This is a genomic window from Streptomyces sp. GQFP, assembly GCF_021545335.1.
Taxonomy (GTDB): domain Bacteria; phylum Actinomycetota; class Actinomycetes; order Streptomycetales; family Streptomycetaceae; genus Streptomyces.
In genome coordinates this window covers 7,858,986-7,879,525 of record NZ_CP089312.1, presented here as the reverse complement: position 1 = coordinate 7,879,525, position 20,540 = coordinate 7,858,986, and the positions used below count along the sequence as shown (strand labels likewise).

Annotated in this window: 19 protein-coding genes; 10 read left to right on the top strand and 9 right to left on the bottom strand. The window is 68.9% G+C overall.

Features of this window, described 5'->3' with window-relative positions; translation table 11 throughout:
• The first annotated feature begins 30 nt into the window (after window positions 1-30).
• The 3 genes from LUX31_RS35570 (at window position 31) to LUX31_RS35560 (ending at window position 4,658) form a co-directional block, all read left to right on the top strand.
• Window positions 31-1,077, top strand: a complete 1,047-nt coding sequence (locus LUX31_RS35570) for an aldose epimerase family protein (protein WP_443046030.1) — start codon at window positions 31-33, stop codon at window positions 1,075-1,077.
• 210 nt (window positions 1,078-1,287) lie between these two features.
• Window positions 1,288-2,874 carry a pyridoxal phosphate-dependent aminotransferase gene (locus LUX31_RS35565; RefSeq protein WP_235479416.1) on the top strand — a complete coding sequence of 529 codons (1,587 nt, stop codon included), beginning with the start codon at window positions 1,288-1,290 and terminating at the stop codon, window positions 2,872-2,874.
• Between the two features lie 188 nt (window positions 2,875-3,062).
• The gene (locus tag LUX31_RS35560) at window positions 3,063-4,658 is read left to right on the top strand and encodes a substrate-binding domain-containing protein (RefSeq protein ID WP_235479415.1); all 1,596 of its coding nucleotides are present in this window, start codon (window positions 3,063-3,065) and stop codon (window positions 4,656-4,658) included.
• 18 nt (window positions 4,659-4,676) lie between these two features.
• On the opposite strand, the gene LUX31_RS35555 is transcribed toward LUX31_RS35560, so the two are convergent.
• The 4 genes from LUX31_RS35555 to LUX31_RS35540 all read right to left on the bottom strand — a co-directional run bounded on the left by LUX31_RS35555 (window position 4,677) and on the right by LUX31_RS35540 (window position 6,485).
• The gene (locus LUX31_RS35555) at window positions 4,677-5,198 is read right to left on the bottom strand and encodes a DUF3500 domain-containing protein (RefSeq protein WP_235479414.1); all 522 of its coding nucleotides are present in this window, start codon (window positions 5,196-5,198) and stop codon (window positions 4,677-4,679) included.
• A 50-nt stretch (window positions 5,199-5,248) separates the two neighbouring features.
• Window positions 5,249-5,668: a PIN domain nuclease gene (locus LUX31_RS35550; RefSeq protein ID WP_235479413.1), complete on the bottom strand. Its 420-nt coding sequence runs from the start codon at window positions 5,666-5,668 to the stop codon at window positions 5,249-5,251.
• Complete coding sequence (locus tag LUX31_RS35545; protein WP_235479412.1) at window positions 5,668-5,910, bottom strand: type II toxin-antitoxin system VapB family antitoxin; 243 nt, start codon at window positions 5,908-5,910, stop codon at window positions 5,668-5,670. The genes LUX31_RS35550 and LUX31_RS35545 overlap by 1 nt, the downstream gene beginning before the upstream one ends.
• Window positions 5,911-6,005: 95 nt before the next feature.
• Complete coding sequence (locus LUX31_RS35540) at window positions 6,006-6,485, bottom strand: ATP-binding protein (protein WP_235479411.1); 480 nt, start codon at window positions 6,483-6,485, stop codon at window positions 6,006-6,008.
• Between the two features lie 159 nt (window positions 6,486-6,644).
• Between LUX31_RS35540 and LUX31_RS35535 the strand changes: the two genes are divergently transcribed.
• The 5 genes from LUX31_RS35535 (at window position 6,645) to LUX31_RS35515 (ending at window position 9,891) form a co-directional block, all read left to right on the top strand.
• Window positions 6,645-7,484 (top strand): helix-turn-helix domain-containing protein, encoded by an 840-nt coding sequence (locus LUX31_RS35535; protein ID WP_235479410.1) that lies wholly within the window; start codon window positions 6,645-6,647, stop codon window positions 7,482-7,484.
• Window positions 7,481-7,723 carry a DUF397 domain-containing protein gene (locus tag LUX31_RS35530; RefSeq protein ID WP_235479409.1) on the top strand — a complete coding sequence of 81 codons (243 nt, stop codon included), beginning with the start codon at window positions 7,481-7,483 and terminating at the stop codon, window positions 7,721-7,723. The genes LUX31_RS35535 and LUX31_RS35530 overlap by 4 nt, the downstream gene beginning before the upstream one ends.
• Window positions 7,723-8,010 carry a hypothetical protein gene (locus tag LUX31_RS35525; RefSeq protein WP_235479408.1) on the top strand — a complete coding sequence of 96 codons (288 nt, stop codon included), beginning with the start codon at window positions 7,723-7,725 and terminating at the stop codon, window positions 8,008-8,010. Before LUX31_RS35530 ends, LUX31_RS35525 begins: the two co-directional genes overlap by 1 nt.
• A 68-nt stretch (window positions 8,011-8,078) precedes the next feature.
• A complete protein-coding gene (locus LUX31_RS35520) occupies window positions 8,079-8,993 on the top strand; it encodes a hypothetical protein (protein WP_235479407.1) in 915 nt (304 codons plus the stop codon).
• A gap of 127 nt (window positions 8,994-9,120) precedes the next feature.
• Window positions 9,121-9,891 (top strand): intradiol ring-cleavage dioxygenase, encoded by a 771-nt coding sequence (locus LUX31_RS35515; RefSeq protein WP_235479406.1) that lies wholly within the window; start codon window positions 9,121-9,123, stop codon window positions 9,889-9,891.
• Between the two features lie 84 nt (window positions 9,892-9,975).
• Here LUX31_RS35515 and LUX31_RS35510 read toward each other — a convergent pair whose 3' ends face one another.
• Complete coding sequence (locus tag LUX31_RS35510; protein WP_235479405.1) at window positions 9,976-10,617, bottom strand: DUF4360 domain-containing protein; 642 nt, start codon at window positions 10,615-10,617, stop codon at window positions 9,976-9,978.
• A 366-nt stretch (window positions 10,618-10,983) separates the two neighbouring features.
• Between LUX31_RS35510 and LUX31_RS35505 the strand changes: the two genes are divergently transcribed.
• Window positions 10,984-11,811 (top strand): intradiol ring-cleavage dioxygenase, encoded by an 828-nt coding sequence (locus LUX31_RS35505; protein ID WP_235479404.1) that lies wholly within the window; start codon window positions 10,984-10,986, stop codon window positions 11,809-11,811.
• Between the two features lie 37 nt (window positions 11,812-11,848).
• On the opposite strand, the gene LUX31_RS35500 is transcribed toward LUX31_RS35505, so the two are convergent.
• The 3 genes from LUX31_RS35500 to LUX31_RS35490 form a co-directional block, all read right to left on the bottom strand.
• Complete coding sequence (locus tag LUX31_RS35500; protein WP_235479403.1) at window positions 11,849-12,766, bottom strand: sulfite exporter TauE/SafE family protein; 918 nt, start codon at window positions 12,764-12,766, stop codon at window positions 11,849-11,851.
• A gap of 108 nt (window positions 12,767-12,874) precedes the next feature.
• The gene (locus tag LUX31_RS35495) at window positions 12,875-15,157 is read right to left on the bottom strand and encodes a peptidoglycan recognition protein family protein (RefSeq protein WP_235479402.1); all 2,283 of its coding nucleotides are present in this window, start codon (window positions 15,155-15,157) and stop codon (window positions 12,875-12,877) included.
• Window positions 15,158-15,347: 190 nt separating this feature from the next.
• Window positions 15,348-15,806 (bottom strand): RrF2 family transcriptional regulator, encoded by a 459-nt coding sequence (locus tag LUX31_RS35490; protein WP_235479401.1) that lies wholly within the window; start codon window positions 15,804-15,806, stop codon window positions 15,348-15,350.
• A 63-nt stretch (window positions 15,807-15,869) separates the two neighbouring features.
• Between LUX31_RS35490 and LUX31_RS35485 the strand changes: the two genes are divergently transcribed.
• Window positions 15,870-18,845 carry a beta-galactosidase gene (locus LUX31_RS35485; protein ID WP_235480171.1) on the top strand — a complete coding sequence of 992 codons (2,976 nt, stop codon included), beginning with the start codon at window positions 15,870-15,872 and terminating at the stop codon, window positions 18,843-18,845.
• A 13-nt stretch (window positions 18,846-18,858) separates the two neighbouring features.
• On the opposite strand, the gene arfA is transcribed toward LUX31_RS35485, so the two are convergent.
• Window positions 18,859-20,373, bottom strand: a complete 1,515-nt coding sequence (arfA, locus tag LUX31_RS35480; protein WP_235479400.1) for an arabinosylfuranosidase ArfA — start codon at window positions 20,371-20,373, stop codon at window positions 18,859-18,861.
• Window positions 20,374-20,540: the final 167 nt, after the last annotated feature.

The following is a 20,540-nucleotide window of genomic DNA, read 5'->3' as shown; positions in this document are numbered from 1 at the left end:
CCCCTCCGCATGTGGGGAGGCAGGAACACCATGAAGGAACTCTTCGGCAAGCTCGCCGACGGGACGGAGATCCACCGCTGGTCGCTGGAGAACGGCGGTACCCGGCTGAAGGTCCTGTCGTACGGCGGGATCGTGCAGTCCCTGGAGATCCCGGACCGGGATGGCCGGTACGCCAATGTCTCCCTGGGCTTCGACAGCATCGAGGACTACGTCGCCGCCAGCCCCTACTTCGGCGCGCTGATCGGCCGGTACGGCAACCGGATCGGCGCGGGCCGGTTCACGCTGGACGGCACCTCGTACCAACTGTCCGTCAACGACGGCGGGAACAGCCTGCACGGCGGGGCCGAGGGCTTCGACAAGGGGGTGTGGGACATCGAGCCCTTCGAGCAGGGCACGGACGTCGGCCTGCGTCTCCAACTCACCAGTGCCGACGGCGAGATGGGCTTCCCCGGCACCCTCACGACGAAGGTGACCTACACCCTCACCGAGGACGGCGACTGGCGGATCGACTACGAGGCGACCACCGACAGGGCCACCGCCGTCAACCTCACCAGCCACGTCTACTGGAACCTGGCCGGCGGGAGCGGCGGCTCGGTCCTCGGTCACGAGCTGGACATCGCCGCCGCCCGCTACACCCCCGTCGACGCCGGTCTGATCCCGGCCGGTGAGCCGGCCGAGGTCGCGGGCACGCCCTTCGACTTCCGTGCGCCCAAGACGGTCGGCGCGGATCTGCGCGCCGCACACCAACAGCTGCTGTACGCCAAGGGGTTCGACCACAACTGGGTGCTCGACAAGGGCGTCACGGCGGAGCCGGAGCACGTCGCCACGCTCAAGGACCCGGTGTCCGGGCGGACGTTGAGGATCGCGACCACCGAGCCGGGGCTCCAGTTCTACTCGGGCAACTTCCTCGACGGCACCCTCGTCGGCAGCGGCGGCACGATCCACCGCCAGGGCGACGCGCTGTGCCTGGAGACCCAGCACTACCCGGACTCCCCGAACCGGCCGGATTTCCCCTCCACCGTGCTGCGCCCCGACCGGATTTATCGCACGACGACGATCCACTCATTCGGCGCGTAATCTCCATCAGCCATGGTGACAGCAAACGTTACCAACGGTAAGGGTGATGATCGGCTTCACAGGAGTTTCACAAATTCCCATCGAAACCACAGCCGTTGAACAGCGCCCCACAGGTATCCGTATCTAAGGGCGGCCCGCGCTCCCCCGCGCGGGCCACCCAAAGACGGAGGGCCCGTCCTCCCCAACGGGTTCGCCACATACGGAGGTTCCATGGCCGACAACGTCACCTCGCTGTTTCGCAGCACGGCGGCACACAGCCCGTCAATGGCTGCGCTGGCGCGAGAGAGCGACGGGACCGGTCCGGTCGACTTCTGCATTCCCTGCAACCCGTACTTCCCCACCCCCGCCATGATGGACACCATGTCGGCGCGGCTGCGGGACATCATCACGTTCTACCCGAGCGGCGCCGACACGATCACGGCGGAGCTCTGCAATCTGCTCCAACTGCCGCCGCAGGCAGTGGCGATGGGCAACGGCTCGACCGAACTGATCACATGGATCGACCACTTGCTGGTCCGTGAGTCCCTCGCCGTCCCCGTCCCCACCTTCGGCCGCTGGACCGACCAGCCGATGGAGACCGGCAAGCGGGTCGACATGTTCCCGCTCCAGGAGTCCAGCGGGTTCAACCTCGACCTCGCCCAGTACGCCGAGTTCATCCGGGCGCGCGGCACCCGGGTCGCCGTCATCTGCAACCCCAACAACCCCGACGGCGGCTTCCTGCACAAGCACGCGCTCGTGCAGTTCATGGACGCGATGGCCGACCTCGACCTCGTCATCATCGACGAGTCGTTCCTGGAGTTCGCCGACGCGGAGGCCGAACCGAGCGTCGTGCAGGAGGCGATGATCCGCCCCAACGTGATCGTCCTGCGCAGCCTCGGCAAGAACTTCGGTCTGCACGGCATCCGCTTCGGCTACATGGTCGCCAACCCGTCGCTCGCGGGCCGCGTCCGTTCGATGCTGCCGAAGTGGAACCTCAACGCCTTCGCCGAGTACGTGGTGTTCATGCTCAAGGAGCACGGCCAGGAGTACATGCAGAGCCTCCAGCAGGTACGCCGTGACCGCCTCGACATGGCGAGCCAGCTCTCCTCCCTGCCCGGCCTGACGGTCTACCCGTCGCAGGGCAACTTCCTCTTCGTGCGCCTTCCCGTCGGCGCCGAAGGCACCGTGGTCCGCGACCGGCTGCTCACCGAGCACCGCATCCTGGTCCGTGAGTGCGGCAACAAGATCGGCTCGTCCAGCCGCTTCCTGCGCCTCGTGGTACGCCCCCAGGTGGATGTGCGTCGCCTGGTGTCCGGCCTGGAACAGGTGCTCTACGGGAGCAGGAGGGGAGCCGCCGTGCCCGAGCTGGGTACAGGGACCAACTACAGCTCGGGCACGGCGGCGGTGGACCGACTCGTCGGTGCCACCAACGGGGGCGGTATGCCCGGCCTTGCCGCTCAGGCCCTCGGTAGCGGCATGCCGTCCCCCGCGCCCGCCATGCCGATGCCCGCCGCCATGCAGCAGATGCCGGCCGCGATGGCCGCGCAGAGCTACGGCGGTGCGCAGAGCTACGGCGGGGGCATGCAGATGCAGCAGCCCATGCAGCAGCAGCCGCAGCCGGTCCCCCAGCCGCAGATGCAGCAGCCCCAGATGCCGATGGGCCAGCAGCCCACCCCGTCCGGTGTCCCGGCCCGCAACGGCCTCACGGCCGCCCAGGTCCGCGGCACGACCGGACCGGGCCTGGCCCCCGCCCCGGCGACGGGCTGGCCCGCCGCCCAGAGCTGGCCGAACGCGGCGGGCATGGGCCAGGTGAGCTGACCCCGCGTCACGTGCGCAGCTGACGTGCCGTCACCCAGGCCCGGGTGGCGGCACGTTGGCGTTGTCGGTGAACTTCCGGTGGCTCAGATGACGTGAGGGTGAATTGACTCGGTAAGAACCCGGCATCCCTCACACCCCACGGCTCTCCTCCATGAACATGGCCTCTCCACACAACTGAGGAGCGGGCCGTGAACGGCTTTCCCTGGGAGTTCGTCGTCGCCGTCGTAGGTCTGGCGGTCCCGGTCGTGGCGGCCGTGTGGGAGTTTCTGCTCGCCGGCCGCAAACGGCTCGGTTACCGCGTACAGATGGACACGACCGCGACGAACGCGGCCGCCTCACGGCACGCCGGAGTGCTCCGGCAGATGCTGGGCGGCGGCACAACGCTGCGCGAACCGTCGTTCCTCCTGCTCCGGGTCGAGAACAGCGGCTGGGCCCCGATCGTGGACAGCGACTATCAGATGCCCGAATGGGGTCAGGTGGGCGTCAAGGTCGAATGCGAGGGCCGCCGTGTCCGGGGCATGGTCGTGACCGAGCTCAGCCGCGAGGAACTGCGCCCCTTCTTCACCCCGCCGGTCATCGAGGGCCAGGCCGTCGCGACCGAGGTTCCGGGACTCGGGATCACCGACACCGGCTTCGTACTGCCCAAGGTGAAGCTCAACCGCGGCGACCACTACAAGGTGCTCGCGGTCCTGGAGCGCAAGGACGGCGCGACGGCCAGACCGTTCCCGGAACCCACGGTGAGCGCGAGCATCGTGGGCGGTGTGCGGGGAGGCTCGATCAGACGGACCGAGTACTACCCGTTCGCCTCGAAGCCGGTCAGGATGCTGCTCGTGGTCCTGGTGCTGGTGAGCGCCGTGCAGTCATTGTTCACGTTCTCCCGGGACGAGGTCGAGCCGCCGCCCCTGGACTGCACCAAGGGAACGCTCACCCTGTCCGGGTCCACTGCGTTCGCGCCGGTGCTGCGGGAGGCGGCCAAGCAGTACGAGAAGACTTGCCCGGACGCCCGTATCCCGATCACCGCGGACACCTTCAAGGGGAGCGTGGCGGGCCTCAACTCCCTTGCGGCGGCGGGCGGTAAGGCCGACCTGAAGGACAGCAAGGGCCTCGGTGACCGGCTGGCGTTCAGCGACGGCCCCAAGAGCGACGGCCGCCCGCAACTCCTCCCGAGGCCGGTGGCCCTCTCCCTGTTCACCCTCGTCGTCAACAAGGACACCGGCGTCCAGGACCTTTCCCTGACCCAGGTCAGGGAGATCTACGCCGGCCGGATCACCAACTGGCGGCAGGTGAAGGGCAACGACGTGCCGATCCACCTGGTGAGCCGCAACCCGGGATCGGGCACCCGCACCACCCTGGAGCAGCGAGTCCTGGACGACAAGCCGCTGTTGGCGGTGACGGCGAACGACTGCACGTCCCTGGCCGACGACCGCCCGGGACGCTGCGAGGTCGGCGACACCGACACCCTCCTCGACACCGTGGCCACGACCACCGGCGCCCTCGGGCACAGCGACGTCGGCGCCGCCGCGACCCGCGACGACGTCCAGCAGGTCCGCATCGACGGCTACCCGGCCACGCTGGAGGGCGCCGACGAGGGCGCGTACCCGTACTGGCAGACCGAGATCGCGTACACCTACGGGGAGCCGCCCGCGGACTCCGTGGCCGCGGGCTTCCTGCGCTACCTCTCCAACGAGGTCGGCAAGGACATCCTCCGCTCGTCCGGCCACCGCCCGTGCGCGGAACTGGACAAGCCGCTGCTGTGCAGGCCGAACCAGGAGTCGGACAACTGACTGACGGCTGACGATCCGTCAGTGGTCGTTCTCCAGATGGAGCTTGAGCAGATCGACGCCGTAGTCGCCGCCGTTGGGGGTGCGGATGATGGTGTGGATGTGCTGCTGGGTGGGCGTGCCGCCGGGACCGCCCATGCCGCCGCCAGTGCCTCCGGTTGAGGACTTGTTGCCGTAGGCGAGGGGCGACTGGGCGTCGTACTCGATGAGGACGACGGGGCTGTGAACGCGGTAGGAGTAGAGGTCGTCGACGACCTTCCCGTCGGTGGTGACACCGGTGAAGTCGGCGTACTTGACCTCACTGGCTCCGGGCCCCATCCCTCCCCCGCCGCCGCTTCCGGGCCCGCCGGAGGGCATGCCGTTCGGGGGGCCGCCGTACGAGGAGGAGGCACTCGTACTCGCGGAGCCGGAGGAGCCGGAGGAGCCGGAGGAGCAGCCGGTCATGGTCGCCAGGGCGGCGACTCCACCGGTGAGCAGCGCCTTGTTCATGAACCAGCGGCGGCTGCGCTCGGTTTCGGGGGTGCGGGGGCGGTGTGCTGACATGGGGCCACGGTGGAAGGCGAAGCTGAGGGAAACCTGAAGCCGGCCCCAAGTCAGTTGTCGGCGGCGCCCGGGGGAACCACCCATTGGGTCGGCTGTCCGGTGAGGCTGCCGATCATGTCGAAGTCGCCGTCGTAGTGGAGGACGGTCAGCCGGTGCAGTTCCGCGGTGGCGGCGATGAGCAGATCAGGGAGGGACAGAGCCCGGTGAAAACCTGCGTTGAGAGCGTGGCGCTGAGTCTCCAGGGCCCGGGTGAAAGTGTCCTCGTCGCAGGTGAGGTAGTCGAAGGCGTGGAGCCAGGTGCTGATGCGGGTGGCCTCTGCGGTGGTGCGGGCGGAGTGCACCATCTCGTATTCGGTGGGGTGGCACACGGCGAGCAGGTAGCGCTCGTGCAGCGGTTTGAGTACCTCTTTGACCTGCGGTTTCGACCATCGCGCGAGGGCGGACTTGTCGATGAGATAGCGGTCCTGCATCAGGCGGCCTGGCCACCGGTGCGCTTGAGGGAGCCATCGGCGTTGCGAGGGCCGGTGGTCTCGATGATCTCGCTGAAGTCGAGTTCGCCGGAGTCCATGGCGTCGAAGAACTCCTGACGCAGGTGGCGCTTGACGGCATCCTCCATGGCCAGGCGCACGGCCTTCGCCTTGGTCTTGGTGCCGAAGATGCGCATGGCCTCGGCAACCATCTCTTCGTCCAGGTCGATGACTGTTCGGGCCATGGATCTCCGGTCCTTCCGCAGAGGCGTTCCACAGAAAATGGTACCGCATATCCGACACAGGCGATATCGTTTTGCGTCTTTATGCCTGGCGGGAACTACCTCAGCCCCTGCCGCCTCACCAGCGACCCCCACCCCGGTACATCCACCTCGGCCCGTACCGTCTTCCCCGGCGGCTCCCGGTCGAGCACCTCCCACCGGTCCGCCACCGCGTCCACGACGAGGAGTCCGCGCCCCGACTCCGCCAGCGGCGACGGAGGCCGTACGTCCATCGGGCCCGGCGGGCGTGGCCCGCTGCGGGTGTCGGTGACCTCGACGCGGACGCTGCCCGTCATGAGACCGAGCCGCAGCTCGAAGTCCCGTCCGGGGACGCGTCCGTGGGTCACCGCGTTCGCTGCCAGCTCGGCGACGATCAGCGCGACGGCCTCGGAGACGTCCGAGCCGTACGGGATGCGCCAGGCGTTCAGCTGGCCCACGGCGAGGCGCCGGGCGAGACGGGCGCCGCGCGGAGTGGCGCTCAGCCGTTGCCTGAACATACGTACGGTAACCGGGTGTTGAGGGGCTGAAGGTGCGCTCATGAGCCCAATGTGCCGGGCGGGAGCAGCACTTCACCAGGCCGGAGCCGTGTACGCCGGGGCGGCGTACGCGGTTACGGACTGGACAGTACTCATCACCGGGCGTGACCATGGACGGATCGGGTGTGTGCAGCGGGGCGAGTGCGCGAGAGGTGGCCGACGATGGGTGAAGGTGCGTGGGGGACGACGGGTGGCGAGCCGGAGTCCTCGGACAGTCTGCGGACGTTCGGGGCCGTGGTCCAGGCCCTGCGCGAACACATGGGGATGACCAGGAAGGAGCTGGCACAGGCGGTGCAGTTCTCCGAACACACGGTGGCCTCCGTGGAGTTGGGGAGGAGGATGCCGGATCCGGTGTTCGTGGACCGGGCGGACGTGGCCCTGGGCAACACGGGCGCCCTGAGGAAGGCGGCAGAGCATCTGAACCGGCAGCCAGGGCTGGCTGCGTGGTTCCGGCGGTGGGCGCTGTTGGAGGCCAAGGCGATCTCCCTGTGCACCTACGACTGCCGCATGGTGCCAGGGCTGCTGCAGACGAAGGCGTACGTGCTGGCCTTGTCCGCCGATCAGTTGCCGCCGTTGGACGACGCGGAAATCGAGGAACGGTGGGATGCTCGGATCAAGCGCCAGCAACTCCTCACGGAGCGCCCGAACACGGCCTTCAGCTTCATCCTGGAGGAGCACGTGTTCCTCCGGCGCACAGGCGGGGTGGACGTCACCCGGGAACTCATCGACCACGTACTGGATCTCTCCCAACTGCGGAACATCGAGGTCCAGATCATGCCGCTGGTGCAGGAGTCACACTCTGGACTGCAGGGTCCGATCCGCCTGTTGGAGACCCCCGAGAACAGGTGGTACGCCTACAGCGAAGGGCAGGAAAGCGGCCAGTTGATCTCCGACCCGAAAGTGGTCAGCGTTCTCCAGAGGCGATATGCCAGGATGCGTTCACAGGCTCTCACCTTCCAGGACTCCGTGAGCCTGCTGGAACGGATGCGAGGGGAACTATGAGCGGCGAACTGGCCTGGTTCAAGTCGAGCTACAGCAGCAGTGCTTCCGGCGACTGCGTCGAAGTCGCCCTCTCCTGGCGCAAGTCCACGTACAGCAGCGCCTCCGGCGACGACTGCGTCGAAGTCGCCGCCTGTCCCGGTACCGTCCACATACGCGACTCCAAGGACAAGGCCGGTCCCCAACTCGCCCTCTCCCCCACCCCCTGGGCCGACTTCGTCGCGTACGCCGTCAAGGGCTGATGAAGAAGCCCTACTGGCAGTCCTACTGGTACCGCGTGCGCGTCCGTCTCGACGACGAGCAGTGGGCCGGCTGGCAGGGGCTGGGCGGACCGGAGTTCAGCCAAGTCTCGAACGTGGCGTTGCGGGACTCGTCCCTGGAGGCATGGGCCACCGCCTTCCTCGCGGAGGCCCGGAGCGAACTGGACGACCTGCGGGGCGAGTTGCTGATCGAGTGCTTCGACGAGTCGACCCCTGGCGCGGAGACCGAACCCGTGTACTCCGCCCAGGTGACTCTCGGAAGACCGTAGAAACGAACGCATACCGGGTCCGAGGCGTCACAGTCACGACAGCATCAGCGTCGGATCCGGGGGAACCCATGCGTACGCACACCACCCGCACCAGCGCCCAACTCCTGCTCACCCTCACCCTCACCCTGTCCCTGGCCGCCTGCGGCAGCGACAAGGCGGAGAACAGCACCAGCTCGAAGCCCAGCGCCAAAACCAGCAGTCCCGCGCCCCACGGTGGCCGCGCCCAGCAGGTCGCCGACGCCTGGGACGGTTCCGAGGCCGCCAAGGCGTGGCGCGAGGGCTTCTACCCCATGGGCGACACGGCCCCGCAGCCGCCCGACGACGGCTTCCACAGCGAGGACGACCGGGTCGCCCACATGCTGGAGAACTACCTCCTGCGCGGCGAACTCCCCGACACCGCGCCCGAGAAGGGGCAGGTGAAGTGGGCGGACGGAGAATCGCTCACCCTGCCCCTGCTGGACGCGCGGGAGACGTACACCGCCCTGGACCGCGTCGACAGCCCCACGGATCCTCAACTCACGGTCACCGGCGCGAAGTTGGGTGAGATGACGATGGTGACGAGCCGTGGCCCGGCGACCGTGCCGGCCTGGTTCTTCACGCTGAAGGGGTACGACGAGCCGCTCAAGCGGGTCGCCTTCAAACCGTCGAAGCTGCCGAAGCCTCCGATCGGGAAGGCCGCGGGCGGCCGGTCGACGCGTGACGGACTCCAGGAGCTGGGCCGGCTGATCGAGGTGTCCGAGGACGGCCGTTCCGTCACCGTCGTGGCGCACCACGGGTCCTGCGACGACGGCCCCGCCGTGGACGTCCTGGAGACGGACGGCAGCGTGGTGCTGTCGGCGACGGTCCTCGGGGGCAACACGACGGGCGAGATCTGCACCGCCGACCGGCGCGGCGAGAAGATGACCGTGCAGCTCGACCGGCCGATGGGCGGCCGGGTCCTTCTGGACGCGTTCATGGGCCGACCGCTGCCGACCCGGTGGTAGGGGCGACAGAACCTTCCAGCCCTCACAAACCCCCTGTCTCACAAGTGACTTGACGTCCCGTCACTTTGCCGAATTCCCAGCCTTTCGACAGCTCATCGACAGCAACCACCACTAGATTGCCGTGTCCATGACAGAGATTTCGGAAACGCCCCCCACTGCGATCAGGCGCCGCACCGTACTGATCGCGACCGGTGCCACCGCCGCCACCCTGGCCGTGGCCTCCACCGTGCCCGAAACGTCCACCCCCACCGCGGACACCGCCGTTCCGGTCGCCGCCGCGGCCGTCTGCACCCTCACGAAGGAGATGACCGAAGGCCCCTACTACCTCGACGGCCAGTACGTCCGCGCCGACATCAGCGAGGACAAGACCGGCATCCCGCTCGAGCTCACCCTCACCGTCGTCGACGACGACACCTGCGCACCCCTCAGCAACGCGCTCGTGGAGATCTGGCACTGCGACGCCCTCGGTGAGTATTCCGGCTTCGTCGGCAACAACGGCCACAGCGAACCGGACAACGGCACCTTCCTGCGCGGCGGGGTGCTGACGAACTCCAGCGGCGTCGCCAACATCACCAGCGTGTACCCGGGTTGGTACCGGGGCCGCTGCGTCCACATCCACCTCAAGGTGCACACGAACGTCACGCTCACGTCCGACGGCTCGTTCACGGGCGGCCAGGAACTCCACACCGGCCAGCTGTTCTTCGACGAGACGATCACGACAAGGGTGGCGGCGCTCGCGACCTACGCGGCCAACACGGTCACCCGCACCACCCTCGCCCAGGACTCGATCTACGACGAGGGAGGCGCCGCCTCCGGTCTCCTCACCCTTACCGCGCTGGGGAGTTCGACCTCGGCGGGGTACGCGGGGACGCTGACCGTGGGCGTCGAAAGCAGCTGACGCCGGCAGTATCGGCGTAACACCTCACGACAGCGGGGTGTGGACACGACCGTGATGTCCACACCCCGCCTGGTACTCAGACCCTTACTTCGCCGGGCACTGCTGCCAGGCCAAGTGGTAGATCGTGTCGATCTCGCCGTCCGTCGAGTCCATCGCCATGAAGCTGGTGCCCGTCGACGTGCCGACGTTCACCCGAAGCTCCGTGTTGATGTTGAAGTTGCGCTGAACTCCACAGGGAGCCCAGACCAGTTGGGCCCACTCGGTGGTGTCGGTGGCCTGCCAGCTGTCGTTGTACGGGCCGTTGTACGAATGGTTGCGGAACGCCGTGCTCGACGAGCCCTGGAAGTAGTACGAGGCCCGCTGGATGGCGCTCGCGCCCTGCTGGAGGGACGCGAAGCCCCGGTAGTCGGCGCTGGCGATGGCGTACGTGAAGCCCGCCGGGACGTGCACCAGCAGGCTGAGCTGGCAGTTCTTGCGGAACGCCGTCGGGTCGGAGTTGCCGCCCGCCTGGGCGAGGTAGTCGCTGTAGGTGACGGTGAACGCGGTGTTGTCGCCGGAGACGGCCACCGCGGCCGTACCCGCGGGACAGCCGGAGCCGTTCACCGTGGCAACCCTGATGACGATCTTGTCCGGGGGCGGGTCATCGAACGAGTCGGCGCCCTGCGCGGGTACCGCAGCGGCGAGCAGAGCGGCTATCGCGCCGCCCACTAGCAGGCCAGCAGCCATGTTTCTCCCTTTCGTCGTGCTGTTGCGGTGGGGGGTGAGAATCACGCACACAGCCTTCACGTGGTCATGCGCATGCCAAATGCAGACACACGCCCGACCCGACCTGTGATTGAGCAGTGAAGAGTCTGTGAAGGCGGGGCGGTCGCAGCATAGGTGTCGCGACAGACACCAGCCAGGTCGATCCCCGGCCAACCCCGTTCACACCTCGGCCTGTTCCGTCCGTCGATGTAACCCGCAGCCATCGTGACGCCACGCGGAGTGTGCCCCAACTCTGCCCCAAACCAACGGAGTTGAGAGGTAGGTCCCCAGGGCTTTCATAGCCCCGATTTAAGGAAAACCTCAAGTACGCCCCTAAGTTTCCGGAACATGACAGAGAACAAGAACCCCTCCGCAGGCAAACACCGGATCGACAAGACCGTCCAGCGGCGCCGCGTCCTGATCGGCGGCGGCACCGCTGCGGTCGTCGGCGGACTCGCGGTGGCCGGCTTCGCCTCCGCCAGCCCGACCACCACGGCGACGGAGTCCGAGACCTCCTCCACCACCTCCGAGGCCAGTTCCTCGGCCACCACGAGCGCCGTCTGCGTCCTCAACGCCGAGGTCACCGAAGGCCCTTACTCCCTCGACGGCGCCCTCGTCCGTGAGGACATCCGCGAGGAAAAGGAGGGCTTCGAGGTCCAGTACACCTTCACCGTCGTCGACGTCGCCAACGACTGCGCCCCGCTGGAGGGCGCCCTCGTCGAGATCTGGCACTGCGACCACCTCGGCGAGTACTCCGGCTTCGTCGGCGGCAACGGCCACGAGGAGGAGGACAACGGCACCTTCCTGCGCGGCGGCGTGCTCACCGACGCCAACGGCGAGGCCAGCATGATCTCGATCTGGCCCGGCCACTACGTCTCCCGCGCCACGCACGTCCACCTGCGGGTCCACACCGACGTCACGCTCACCGACACCTCGTACACCGGCGGCGAGGTCATCCACACCGGCCAGCTGTTCTTCGACGAGGACATCAACGCGGAGATCCAGGCGACCTCCCCGTACTCGGAGAACACCACCTCGGAGACCACCCTCTCCAACGACAGCATCTACGACGACGGTGGCGCCGCCTCCGGCCTGCTGACGCTCACCGCACTCGGCTCCAGCGTCTCCGACGGCTACACGGCCACCCTCACCGTGGGTGTCGACAGCTCCAGCTGACGCCAGGCCCGCCAGGAGGTCCGAGACCGTAACGGATCTACTGGGCCACGACCGGCCGCCGCTCCTCGGCGTGCTCTCCCCGCCCCGCACTCCCGTCCCTGCGGTGCGCCCGGATCGAGTACGCCAGGGCGGCGGCCCACAGCCCGTACAGCAGTACGTATACGAGGGTGCTGACCAGGCCCGACACCTCCACCCAGTCGCTCCTCAGCAGCGTACGGACGTTGGTGACCACGATGACCCCGCCCACCGCCGAGCCCAGCACCCTCGGCGGGACGAGCCGGACCAGCCAGGCCGCGATCGGCGCCGCGACCAACCCGCCCAGCAGGAACGCGGCCACCCACTGCCAGTCCAGGCCCTGCGAGCCGAGCGAGAGCAGAAAGCCGAGGCTGGCGGCGACCGCGACCAGGAACTCGCTGGTGTCGATGGAGCCGATCACCTTCCGCGGCTCCATCCGGCCCCCGGCCAGCAGCGCGGGCGTCCCCACCGGACCCCAGCCGCCACCACCCGTGGCGTCCAGGAACCCGGCGACCAGCCCGAGCGGCGTCAGGAACCGTTTCCGCAACGGCTTGCCGAGTTGCCCCTTGGGCAGCCCGCGCAGCGTGAACCGGGACAGGACGTACACCCCGAGACCCAGCAGGATCACGGACATCAGCGGCTCGGCGAGTTCCGTGGAGAGGTTCGACAGGACCGTCGCCCCGAGGAACGAGCCGACCGCCCCCGGCACCCCGATCCGCACGACGACCTTCCAGTCCACGTTCCCGAAGCGCCAGTGGGAGGCGCCCGACATCAGCGTCGTACCGATCTCGGCGAGGTGGACGGTCGCGGAGGCGGCGGCCGGGTTGGTGCCCATGGCGAGGAGCAGGGTCGTCGACGTCACGCCGTAGGCCATCCCGAGGCTGCCGTCGACGAGCTGGGCACCGAGGCCGGCGAGGGCGAGGAGTATCAGCGTGCGCATGGGGCGCGACCCTAGGCCCCGGAAATGGGAACAACCTGAGCGCCGTATGAGGACGGCACTCAGGTTGTTCACCTACGGGAGTCGGCGAACCCGACTACTCCAGCCCGACTACTTCAGGTAGACCAGACCGTCCGTCGTGACCGCCGGGCGGCCGGTCGTGCCGACCACCACGATCTTGACCGTGTGCTTGGCGCTCGCGCTCCAGCTCTTCGTCCAGATCGCGTCGCGGTACTTCGTCGTCGACGACTTCAGGTCGACCGTCGCGGCCTTGACCCCGTCCACGAAGACGTTGATCTGGCCGGACGTCGAGGCCCGGGACACCGCGAGGGCGGCCGAGCGGCCGGTGAACGTCCAGGTCAGCGAGGAGTTCTTCGTGGAGCTGGTGTACGACTTGCCGCCCAGGTAGCTGGTCGACGACTTCGTCGTCCAGGTGCCGGTGCGGGTCGCCGAGCTCTCCTGGAGGATCACCGGCGTACCGGCGACCGAGGCGGCCCTGGTGTTGCCCGCCTGGTCGTACGCGGTCATCGACCAGGTCGTGGCCGAGCCGGACTTGGAGGTCAGGGCGGCGCTGGTGACCGTCGGGCCGTACGTCTTGGCGACCGGGGCCGTCAGGCGCACCTCCTTCAGGGCGGCGGTGTCCGTGGCCTTCCACTTAAGGGTGACCGGAACGGCCGTCGTGCTCACCGTGCCGGTGCGCAGGGCGAGGTTCGGCGCGGTGGTGAAGGTGGGCACGGTCGTCTCGGCGACGACGGTCGCGGCCGTGGTGGTCGTCGTCTTGCCGGAGACGTGCGTGGCCCGTACGGACACGGCGTGCGTGCCGAGCGCCAGGTTCACCTTCGCCGAGGTCGCCGTACCGGCCGTGGTGGCGGCGGCCTTGCCGTCGACCAGCACCTCGTACTTGCTGATCAGCGCGGCGGGCGTGGTCGCCGACCAGCCAACCGTTATGGCCGACTTGGTGTACGTCCGCGAACCCGAAGTACCCGCTCCCGTCACCGACTTGAGCGCGAGACCGGAGACCGGGCCCGCCGCGTAGGTGCGGATGGTGGCCAGCTTGGCGTAGAGCTGGGAGCCCGGGCACTCGGTGGCGTAGCCGTCGCCGTGGCCGTGGATGGTCGGGAAGCTGAGCTGGGCGCCCGTGCTCCACGTCTTCTTGGTGCCGTAGTAGTTGTTGCCGGCGGCGCCCGCGGTGAGCGTGGTGGTGGCGGTCGGGCTGACGCCGTACTGGCCGAGCTTCCAGGCGGCGACGCGGGCGACGGAGGTCAGCACGGCCGTCGGCGGGGCGACCAGGTTGTAGTCACCGAGGACGGAGACACCGGTGGTCTGGGTGTTGAAGCCGTAGGCGTGCGCGCCCAGAACGGCCTTGTCGGCCCCGCCCTTGCGGCCCTCGAAGATCGTGCCGCACTTGTCGACCAGGAAGTTGTAGCCGATGTCCTTCCAGCCGTTCGTCTTCACGTGGTACGTGTAGATGCCCCGGATGATCGCCGCGGACTCGGCGCACGTGTAGTTGTTCGTCCCGGCGCTGTGGTGGACGACCACCGCCTTGATCCCGTTGGCCAGGTAGTCCGGTGCCTCGGGGCTCAGCGACTCGTCGGCGCCCCAGCCCGCCCGTGAGGTGATCGGCGGCTTGGCGGCGGTGGACGTCGGGGCGGTCGGGCCGGTGCTCGCCGAGGCGGAGGGCGTGACCGAGGCCGACGCGGACGTCGAGGCGCTCGGGGACACGGACGAAGAGGCGGACGCGGAGGCGCTCGGGGAGACGGAGACAGGGGCGGAAGCAGAGGCCGACGCCGAGTCCGTCGCCGTCGGCGAGGCGGATTCGGTCACCTCCGGTGTCGTCGTCGCGTCCGGCGTCGCGCTCTCCGCCGCCACGTAGGCAGCGGGCTCCAGGTCCGAGACCGAACCGGTGCCGGGGTCGATCATGTCGACGCGCAGGCCCTCGGGCAGTTCGTCGGACGCCTTGCCGTCGACGCGGACCTCGACGCCGTCGGACGCGCCGACCCACGCGGGCTCGGTACCGGCGCGGGTCGCGCCCTCGTCGCCGGGGCCGCTGTCCGTGCCCAGCTCCAGCCAGGACGACCAGGTGTCGGTGCCCGCGTCGCGCGTACGGACCTCGACCTTGCCCGCGATCGTGGCCGACGGGTCGGACCAGGTGACGCCGAGCATGCTGAACGGCTTGGTGTCCCGCTTGGCCAGGGTGGCCGAGTCACCGTCGGCGGCGACCTTCAGCGCCGCCGCGTACTCCTCGCTCGCGATCGGCCCGGACGACGGCTTGCCGTCGTCGGCCGCGCTGTCCGCACCGCCGCCGCTCACACCCTGCACGATCAGAACCCCGGACACTCCGGCGGCCACTACGGCCCCGATGCCCCACCCTCGACGCGATCTCAGCGATCTCATCCCCGTATGCACACCCTTCACCTAGACCCCACCTGTTGCATGCACATGCAGAGGTCAAGGTATCGGGAGAGTGATGGGCGTCAACGACCAACCCGGAACATAATCCGTCACGGTGGTTTACGAGCGCTCCGATGGAGCACGATAAACGGCCCTGAAAGACTGAAAATTTACAGATACCGCTGCTCTACTGCTACGGGTTCTCCCAGGCCGCCGGTTCCGCCGCGAGCCCCCGCACCGGTTCGGGCAGCTCCCCCGCCGCGAGATCGGCGAAGGTCACCCCCTCCAGCACCTTGCGGACGTTGGCGCGCAGCGCGACCCACAGCGGCAGCAGGGGTTCGGCGGGACCGGTGTAGGCGAGGCCGGTCGGGCGTTCGCCGCGCACCGACACGATGGGCCCGTCGACGGCCCGGACGACATCCGCGACCGTGATCGCGTCGGCGGGCCGCGCCAGCCGGTAGCCGCCGTTGCCCCCGCGCCGGGAGTCGACGATCCCGCCGCGCCGCAGATCGCCGAGGATGCCCTCCAGGAACTTGTGCGGAATGGCCTGGGCGGCGGCGACGGTCTCCGCCTTCACCGCACCCTCGTCCTGCCGTACGGCCAGCTCCAGTACCGCCCGCACCGCGTAGTCCGCCCGCGCCGAGATCCTCATGCGGTCATTGTCGGCCGTCGCGGGGTGTGGACAATGACCGGACACGTGTACGAGGAGATCCCGTTGGTGCTGAGCAGACGAACCTTCACCGCAGCCGCCGGTACCGCCGCCCTCGGCCTCTCTCTCGGGGCCAGCGCGGGCATGGGCTCCGGCGTCCCGGGCGGCCCCGGGGAGACGGCGCCCACCGGCCCGCCGCCCGCCCCGCCCACGGCGGACGGCCGCCGGCACACCGTCGGCTTCGACCGCTACTCCCTCCTCGTCGACGGCAGACGGCTCGTCCTGTGGTCGGGCGAGCTGCACCCCTTCCGCCTGCCCAGCCCCAGCCTGTGGCTGGACGTGCTCCAGAAGATGCGCGCGCACGGCTACAACGCCGTCAGCATCTACGTCGCCTGGAACTACCACTCCCCCGCCCCCGGCCGGTACGACTTCACGGGCGTCCGCGACCTCGACCTGTTCCTGCGCCAGGCCGCCGAGACCGGCATGTACGTCATCCTGCGCCCCGGCCCGTACATCAACGCCGAGGTCGACGCGGGCGGCTTCCCCGGCTGGCTGACCGCGACGAAGGGCCGGGCCCGCACCTCCGACCCCACCTATCTCGGGTACGTCGACGAATGGCTGACGGCGGTCAACAGGATCGTCGCCCGCCACCTCTACACCCAGGGCGACGGCACGGTCCTGCTCTACCAGATCGAGAACGAGTACGGCTCGTACGTCACCCAGCGGGCCGGCATCGACTACATGTCCCACCTGTACGCCAAGGTCCGCGCCGACGGCGTCGACGTCCCCCTCTTCCACAACGACCTGGGCAGGAACGGCTACTGGGCCCCCGGCACCTTCGACACCGGCGGCGAGCGCGGACGTTGGCTGTACGGCTTCGACGGCTATCCGGACCCGGACGAACTCCCGCCGGACTGGGGGCACTTCGGTATCGGCGGCAAGAAGGGCGGGGCGACGGCGAGTCCCGGGACCCCGGGGTTCATCCCCGAGTTCGGGGGCGGCTGGTTCGATCCGTGGGGCGGGGCCGAGTTCGACGGCGCGGGATACGCGGGCTCGGCTCGGACCCGGGACGCGGCCTACGAACGGCGCTTCTACCTCACCAACCTCGCCAACGGCATCACCGTCCACAACGTCTACATGACCTTCGGCGGCACGAGCTGGGGCTGGCTGCCCGCCCCGCAGGTGTACACGTCGTACGACTACGGCGCCGCCTTCGACGAGGGGCGCCAGGCGACCCCGAAGGTCGTGCCGATGCACCAGTTCGGCCATCTGGTGCGGTCCGTACCGGAGTTGGCCAAGCTCGACCGGGCCGCCCGGCAGATCCCCGCGGCCGACAAGCGGCTCAAGGTCTACCACCTGACCAACCCGGACACCCACGCCCACGTATACGTCCTGCGCAACGACTCGACCGAGCCGGTCACCTCGACGCTCCCGGTCGCCGGGACCTCCCTGCCGGTCACCGTCCCCGCCTCGGACGCCCGTCTCCTGGCCGCCGGAATCGCCCTGGGGCGCCGGAAGTTGGCGTACTCCAACGCCCAGCCGATGCTGTGGCTGACCGCCGGGCGCCAGGACATCGCCGTACTGACGGGCCGCTCGGGCGAGACGACAGTGACGGCGGTGGAGTGCGCGAGCGAGCCGACGGTGACTGTGCAGACCGGGGCCGCGGAGTTCTCATACGCGGACGGGGTGCTGCGGGTGACCGCCCGACTCGGCGGCCTGACACGGGTGTTGCTGGAAGGGGGCGGAGTCTCGGCTCCCCTCCTGCTCCTCCTCGCCGACGACGAGACCTCCGTACGGCTGTGGCCGCGTGAGACCCCGTCGGGGGCAGTGCTGGTGTACGGGCCCTCGCTGCTGCGGACCGTCGAGCTGCGGGACGGTGTCGTGCGGTTGACCGGGGACACCGTCGATATCACCGAGCTGGAGGTGTGGGCGCCGCGCGGGATCCGTGAAGTGGTTTGGAACCAGCGGAAGTTGACGATCTCGCCCATCGATTCCGGAAATCTGATGACCGAGGAGTCGTTGGCGGGGGTCCCGGAGGTCGTGCTGCCCGCGCTGGGCGGCTGGCGTCGGCGTACGGAGAATCCCGAGTCCGCGCCAGGTTTCGACGACTCCAAGTGGACGGTCGCCGACCGGACTTCGACGTTCAGTACGACCGCCGTACCCGACGGGCAGCCCGTGCTGTTCGCCGACGACTACGGCTTCCACTACGGGGACGTCTGGTACCGGGGCTCCTTCAGCGACGCCACGGGGGCGGAGTCCGTGTCCCTCGCCTACAGCACGGGGACACAGGGGCTGCTGATGGCGTGGCTGGACGGGGTGCCGCTGGGGGCGCACCGGATGCCGGTGCCGGACAAGAAGACCGTGCGGAAGGGGAGTTGGGCGGCCACGGCCACCTTCGACGTACCCGAGAAGGCGCGTACGCGCGGTCGGCATGTGCTGTCCGTGCTGGTGCGGCGGATGCAGCACGACATGGACGGCAAGGCGCTGGACACGCACAAGGTCGCGCGTGGACTGACGGCCGTGAACTTCACCGGTGCCTCTCCCGCCCTGAAGTGGCGGTTGCAGGGCGAGGCCGCTGCCGATCCGGTGCGCGGGCCGCTCAACACCGGTGGGCTGTACGGAGAACGGGAAGGGTGGCATCTGCCGGGGTACGCGGACGAGGGCTGGGATGTGGTCGACCTGCCACGTGCCGACGGACGACGGCAGGGGGTGACCTGGTACCGGACGGGGTTCCGGCTCGCCGTCGATCCGGGGGTCGACGCGTCGATCGGGCTGGAGCTGACCGACGATCCGGCGCGTGCGTACCGCGTCCAGATCTTCCTGAACGGCTGGAACATGGGCCAGTACATCAACGACGTCGGCCCCCAGCACACCTTCGCCCTCCCGAACGGCATCCTGCGCACCCGGGGCACCAACACCCTTGCCCTGGCGGTCCTTTCGGACGGGACGACGGTGTCGGGGCCGGAGCAGGTTCAGCTGACGCTGCTGGGGAGTGCGGCCGGGGGAGTTCCGGTGACGGTGGTTCCCTCCCCCGGCCTTTGAACTGCCGTACGGGCTAGGCCAGTCGGATCACGTTCCACGACAGCGGCTCCAGTACGGCGGTCAGTGTGCCGTCCTGGAGGGTGGTGCCGGTGGCCTGGTGCGGGGTGACTCGCTCGGGGTCGTCCAGGGTGTTGCGGGCGTCCGGGTCGGCGTCGGCGATCGCGCTGTGCTCGACGACGGACGTCAACTCCAGGCCGTTCAGGGCGACTTCGAGAGGCAGCGGCTGTGTGCGGTCGCGGTTGACGGCGAAGACGGTGACCGTGCCGTCGGCGGCGCGTACGGCGGTGGCGTGCAGCAGGTCCGTCTCGCCGTACTTCTTCGTCTCGTACGTCGGCGAGTCCACCCGTACGTCCAGGACCTCGCCGCGCCCGTACTTGCTGGCCTGCGCGAACGGGAAGAACGTCGTCTGGCGCCAGGCCGGGCCGCCCGGCTCGGTCATGATCGGCGCGATGACGTTGACGAGCTGGGCGAGACAGGCGACGGTGACGCGGTCCGCGTGCCGGAGCAGGGCGATCAGGAGCGAGCCGAAGACGACCGCGTCCATGACGCTGTAGTTGTCCTCCAGGAGGCGGGGGGCCTCCTCCCAGTCCCGCGCGCCGGAGTTCTCGATCTCGTGCCACTTCGAGAGGTACCAGACGTTCCACTCGTCGAAGGAGAGGTTGATCTTCTTCTTGGACTTGAGCTTCGCGCCCACGTGGTCGGCGGTGGCGACCACGTTCTCGATGAAGGACTCCATGTCGACGGCGGAGGCCAGGAAGGAGTCGACGTCGCCGTCCTCGGGCTGGTAGTAGGCGTGCAGGGAGATGTAGTCGACGAGGTCGTACGTCTCCGCCAGGACCGTCGCCTCCCACTCGGCGAACGTCGGCATGGACTGGCTGGAGGAGCCGCAGGCTACGAGTTCGACGCCCGGGTCGATCTGGCGCATCGCGCGGGCCGTCTCGGCGGCGACACGGCCGTACTCCGTCGCCGTCTTGTGGCCGGTCTGCCAGGGGCCGTCCATCTCGTTGCCCAGGCACCAGACCTTGATGCCGAAGGGGTCCTTGTCGCCGTGGGCGGCACGGAGGTCCGACAGGGCCGTGCCGGCGGGGTGGTTGGCGTACTCCTGGAGTTCGATGGCCTCGGCGACGCCACGGGTGCCGAGGTTGAGGGCCATCATCGGCTCGGCCTGGGGGCCGATCTTCCTCAGGAAGTCGATGTACTCGGAGAGGCCGAAGCGGTTCGTCTCGGTGGAGCGCCAGGCGAGGTCGAGGCGGCGGGGGCGGTCCTCGACCGGGCCGACCGAGTCCTCCCACTTGTAGCCGGAGACGAAGTTGCCGCCGGGGTAGCGGATCGCGGTGACGCCCAGTTCCCGGACCAGGTCCAGGACGTCGGTGCGCAGGCCCGCCTCGTCGGCGGCGGGGTGGTCCGGTTCGTGGATGCCGGTGTAGACACAGCGGCCGAGGTGTTCGACGAAGGAACCGAAGAGCCGGGGGTTGACCTCGCCGACCTTGAAAGCGGGGTCGAGGGTGAAGCTGGCGGTGCGGGACATGGGTTCCTCTCGTGTTCGACGTGCGGCGTTCGGTATATCGGCATCCGCTCGCAACTTCGAACAAAACCGTAATTTTCCTGGTGTCCGCACGTCAATGGCGTCTACGTCCAACGATCGTTCCGCCGACTCCAACGATCGTTGGATTTTCCTGGTGCGGAGGGGTCGGG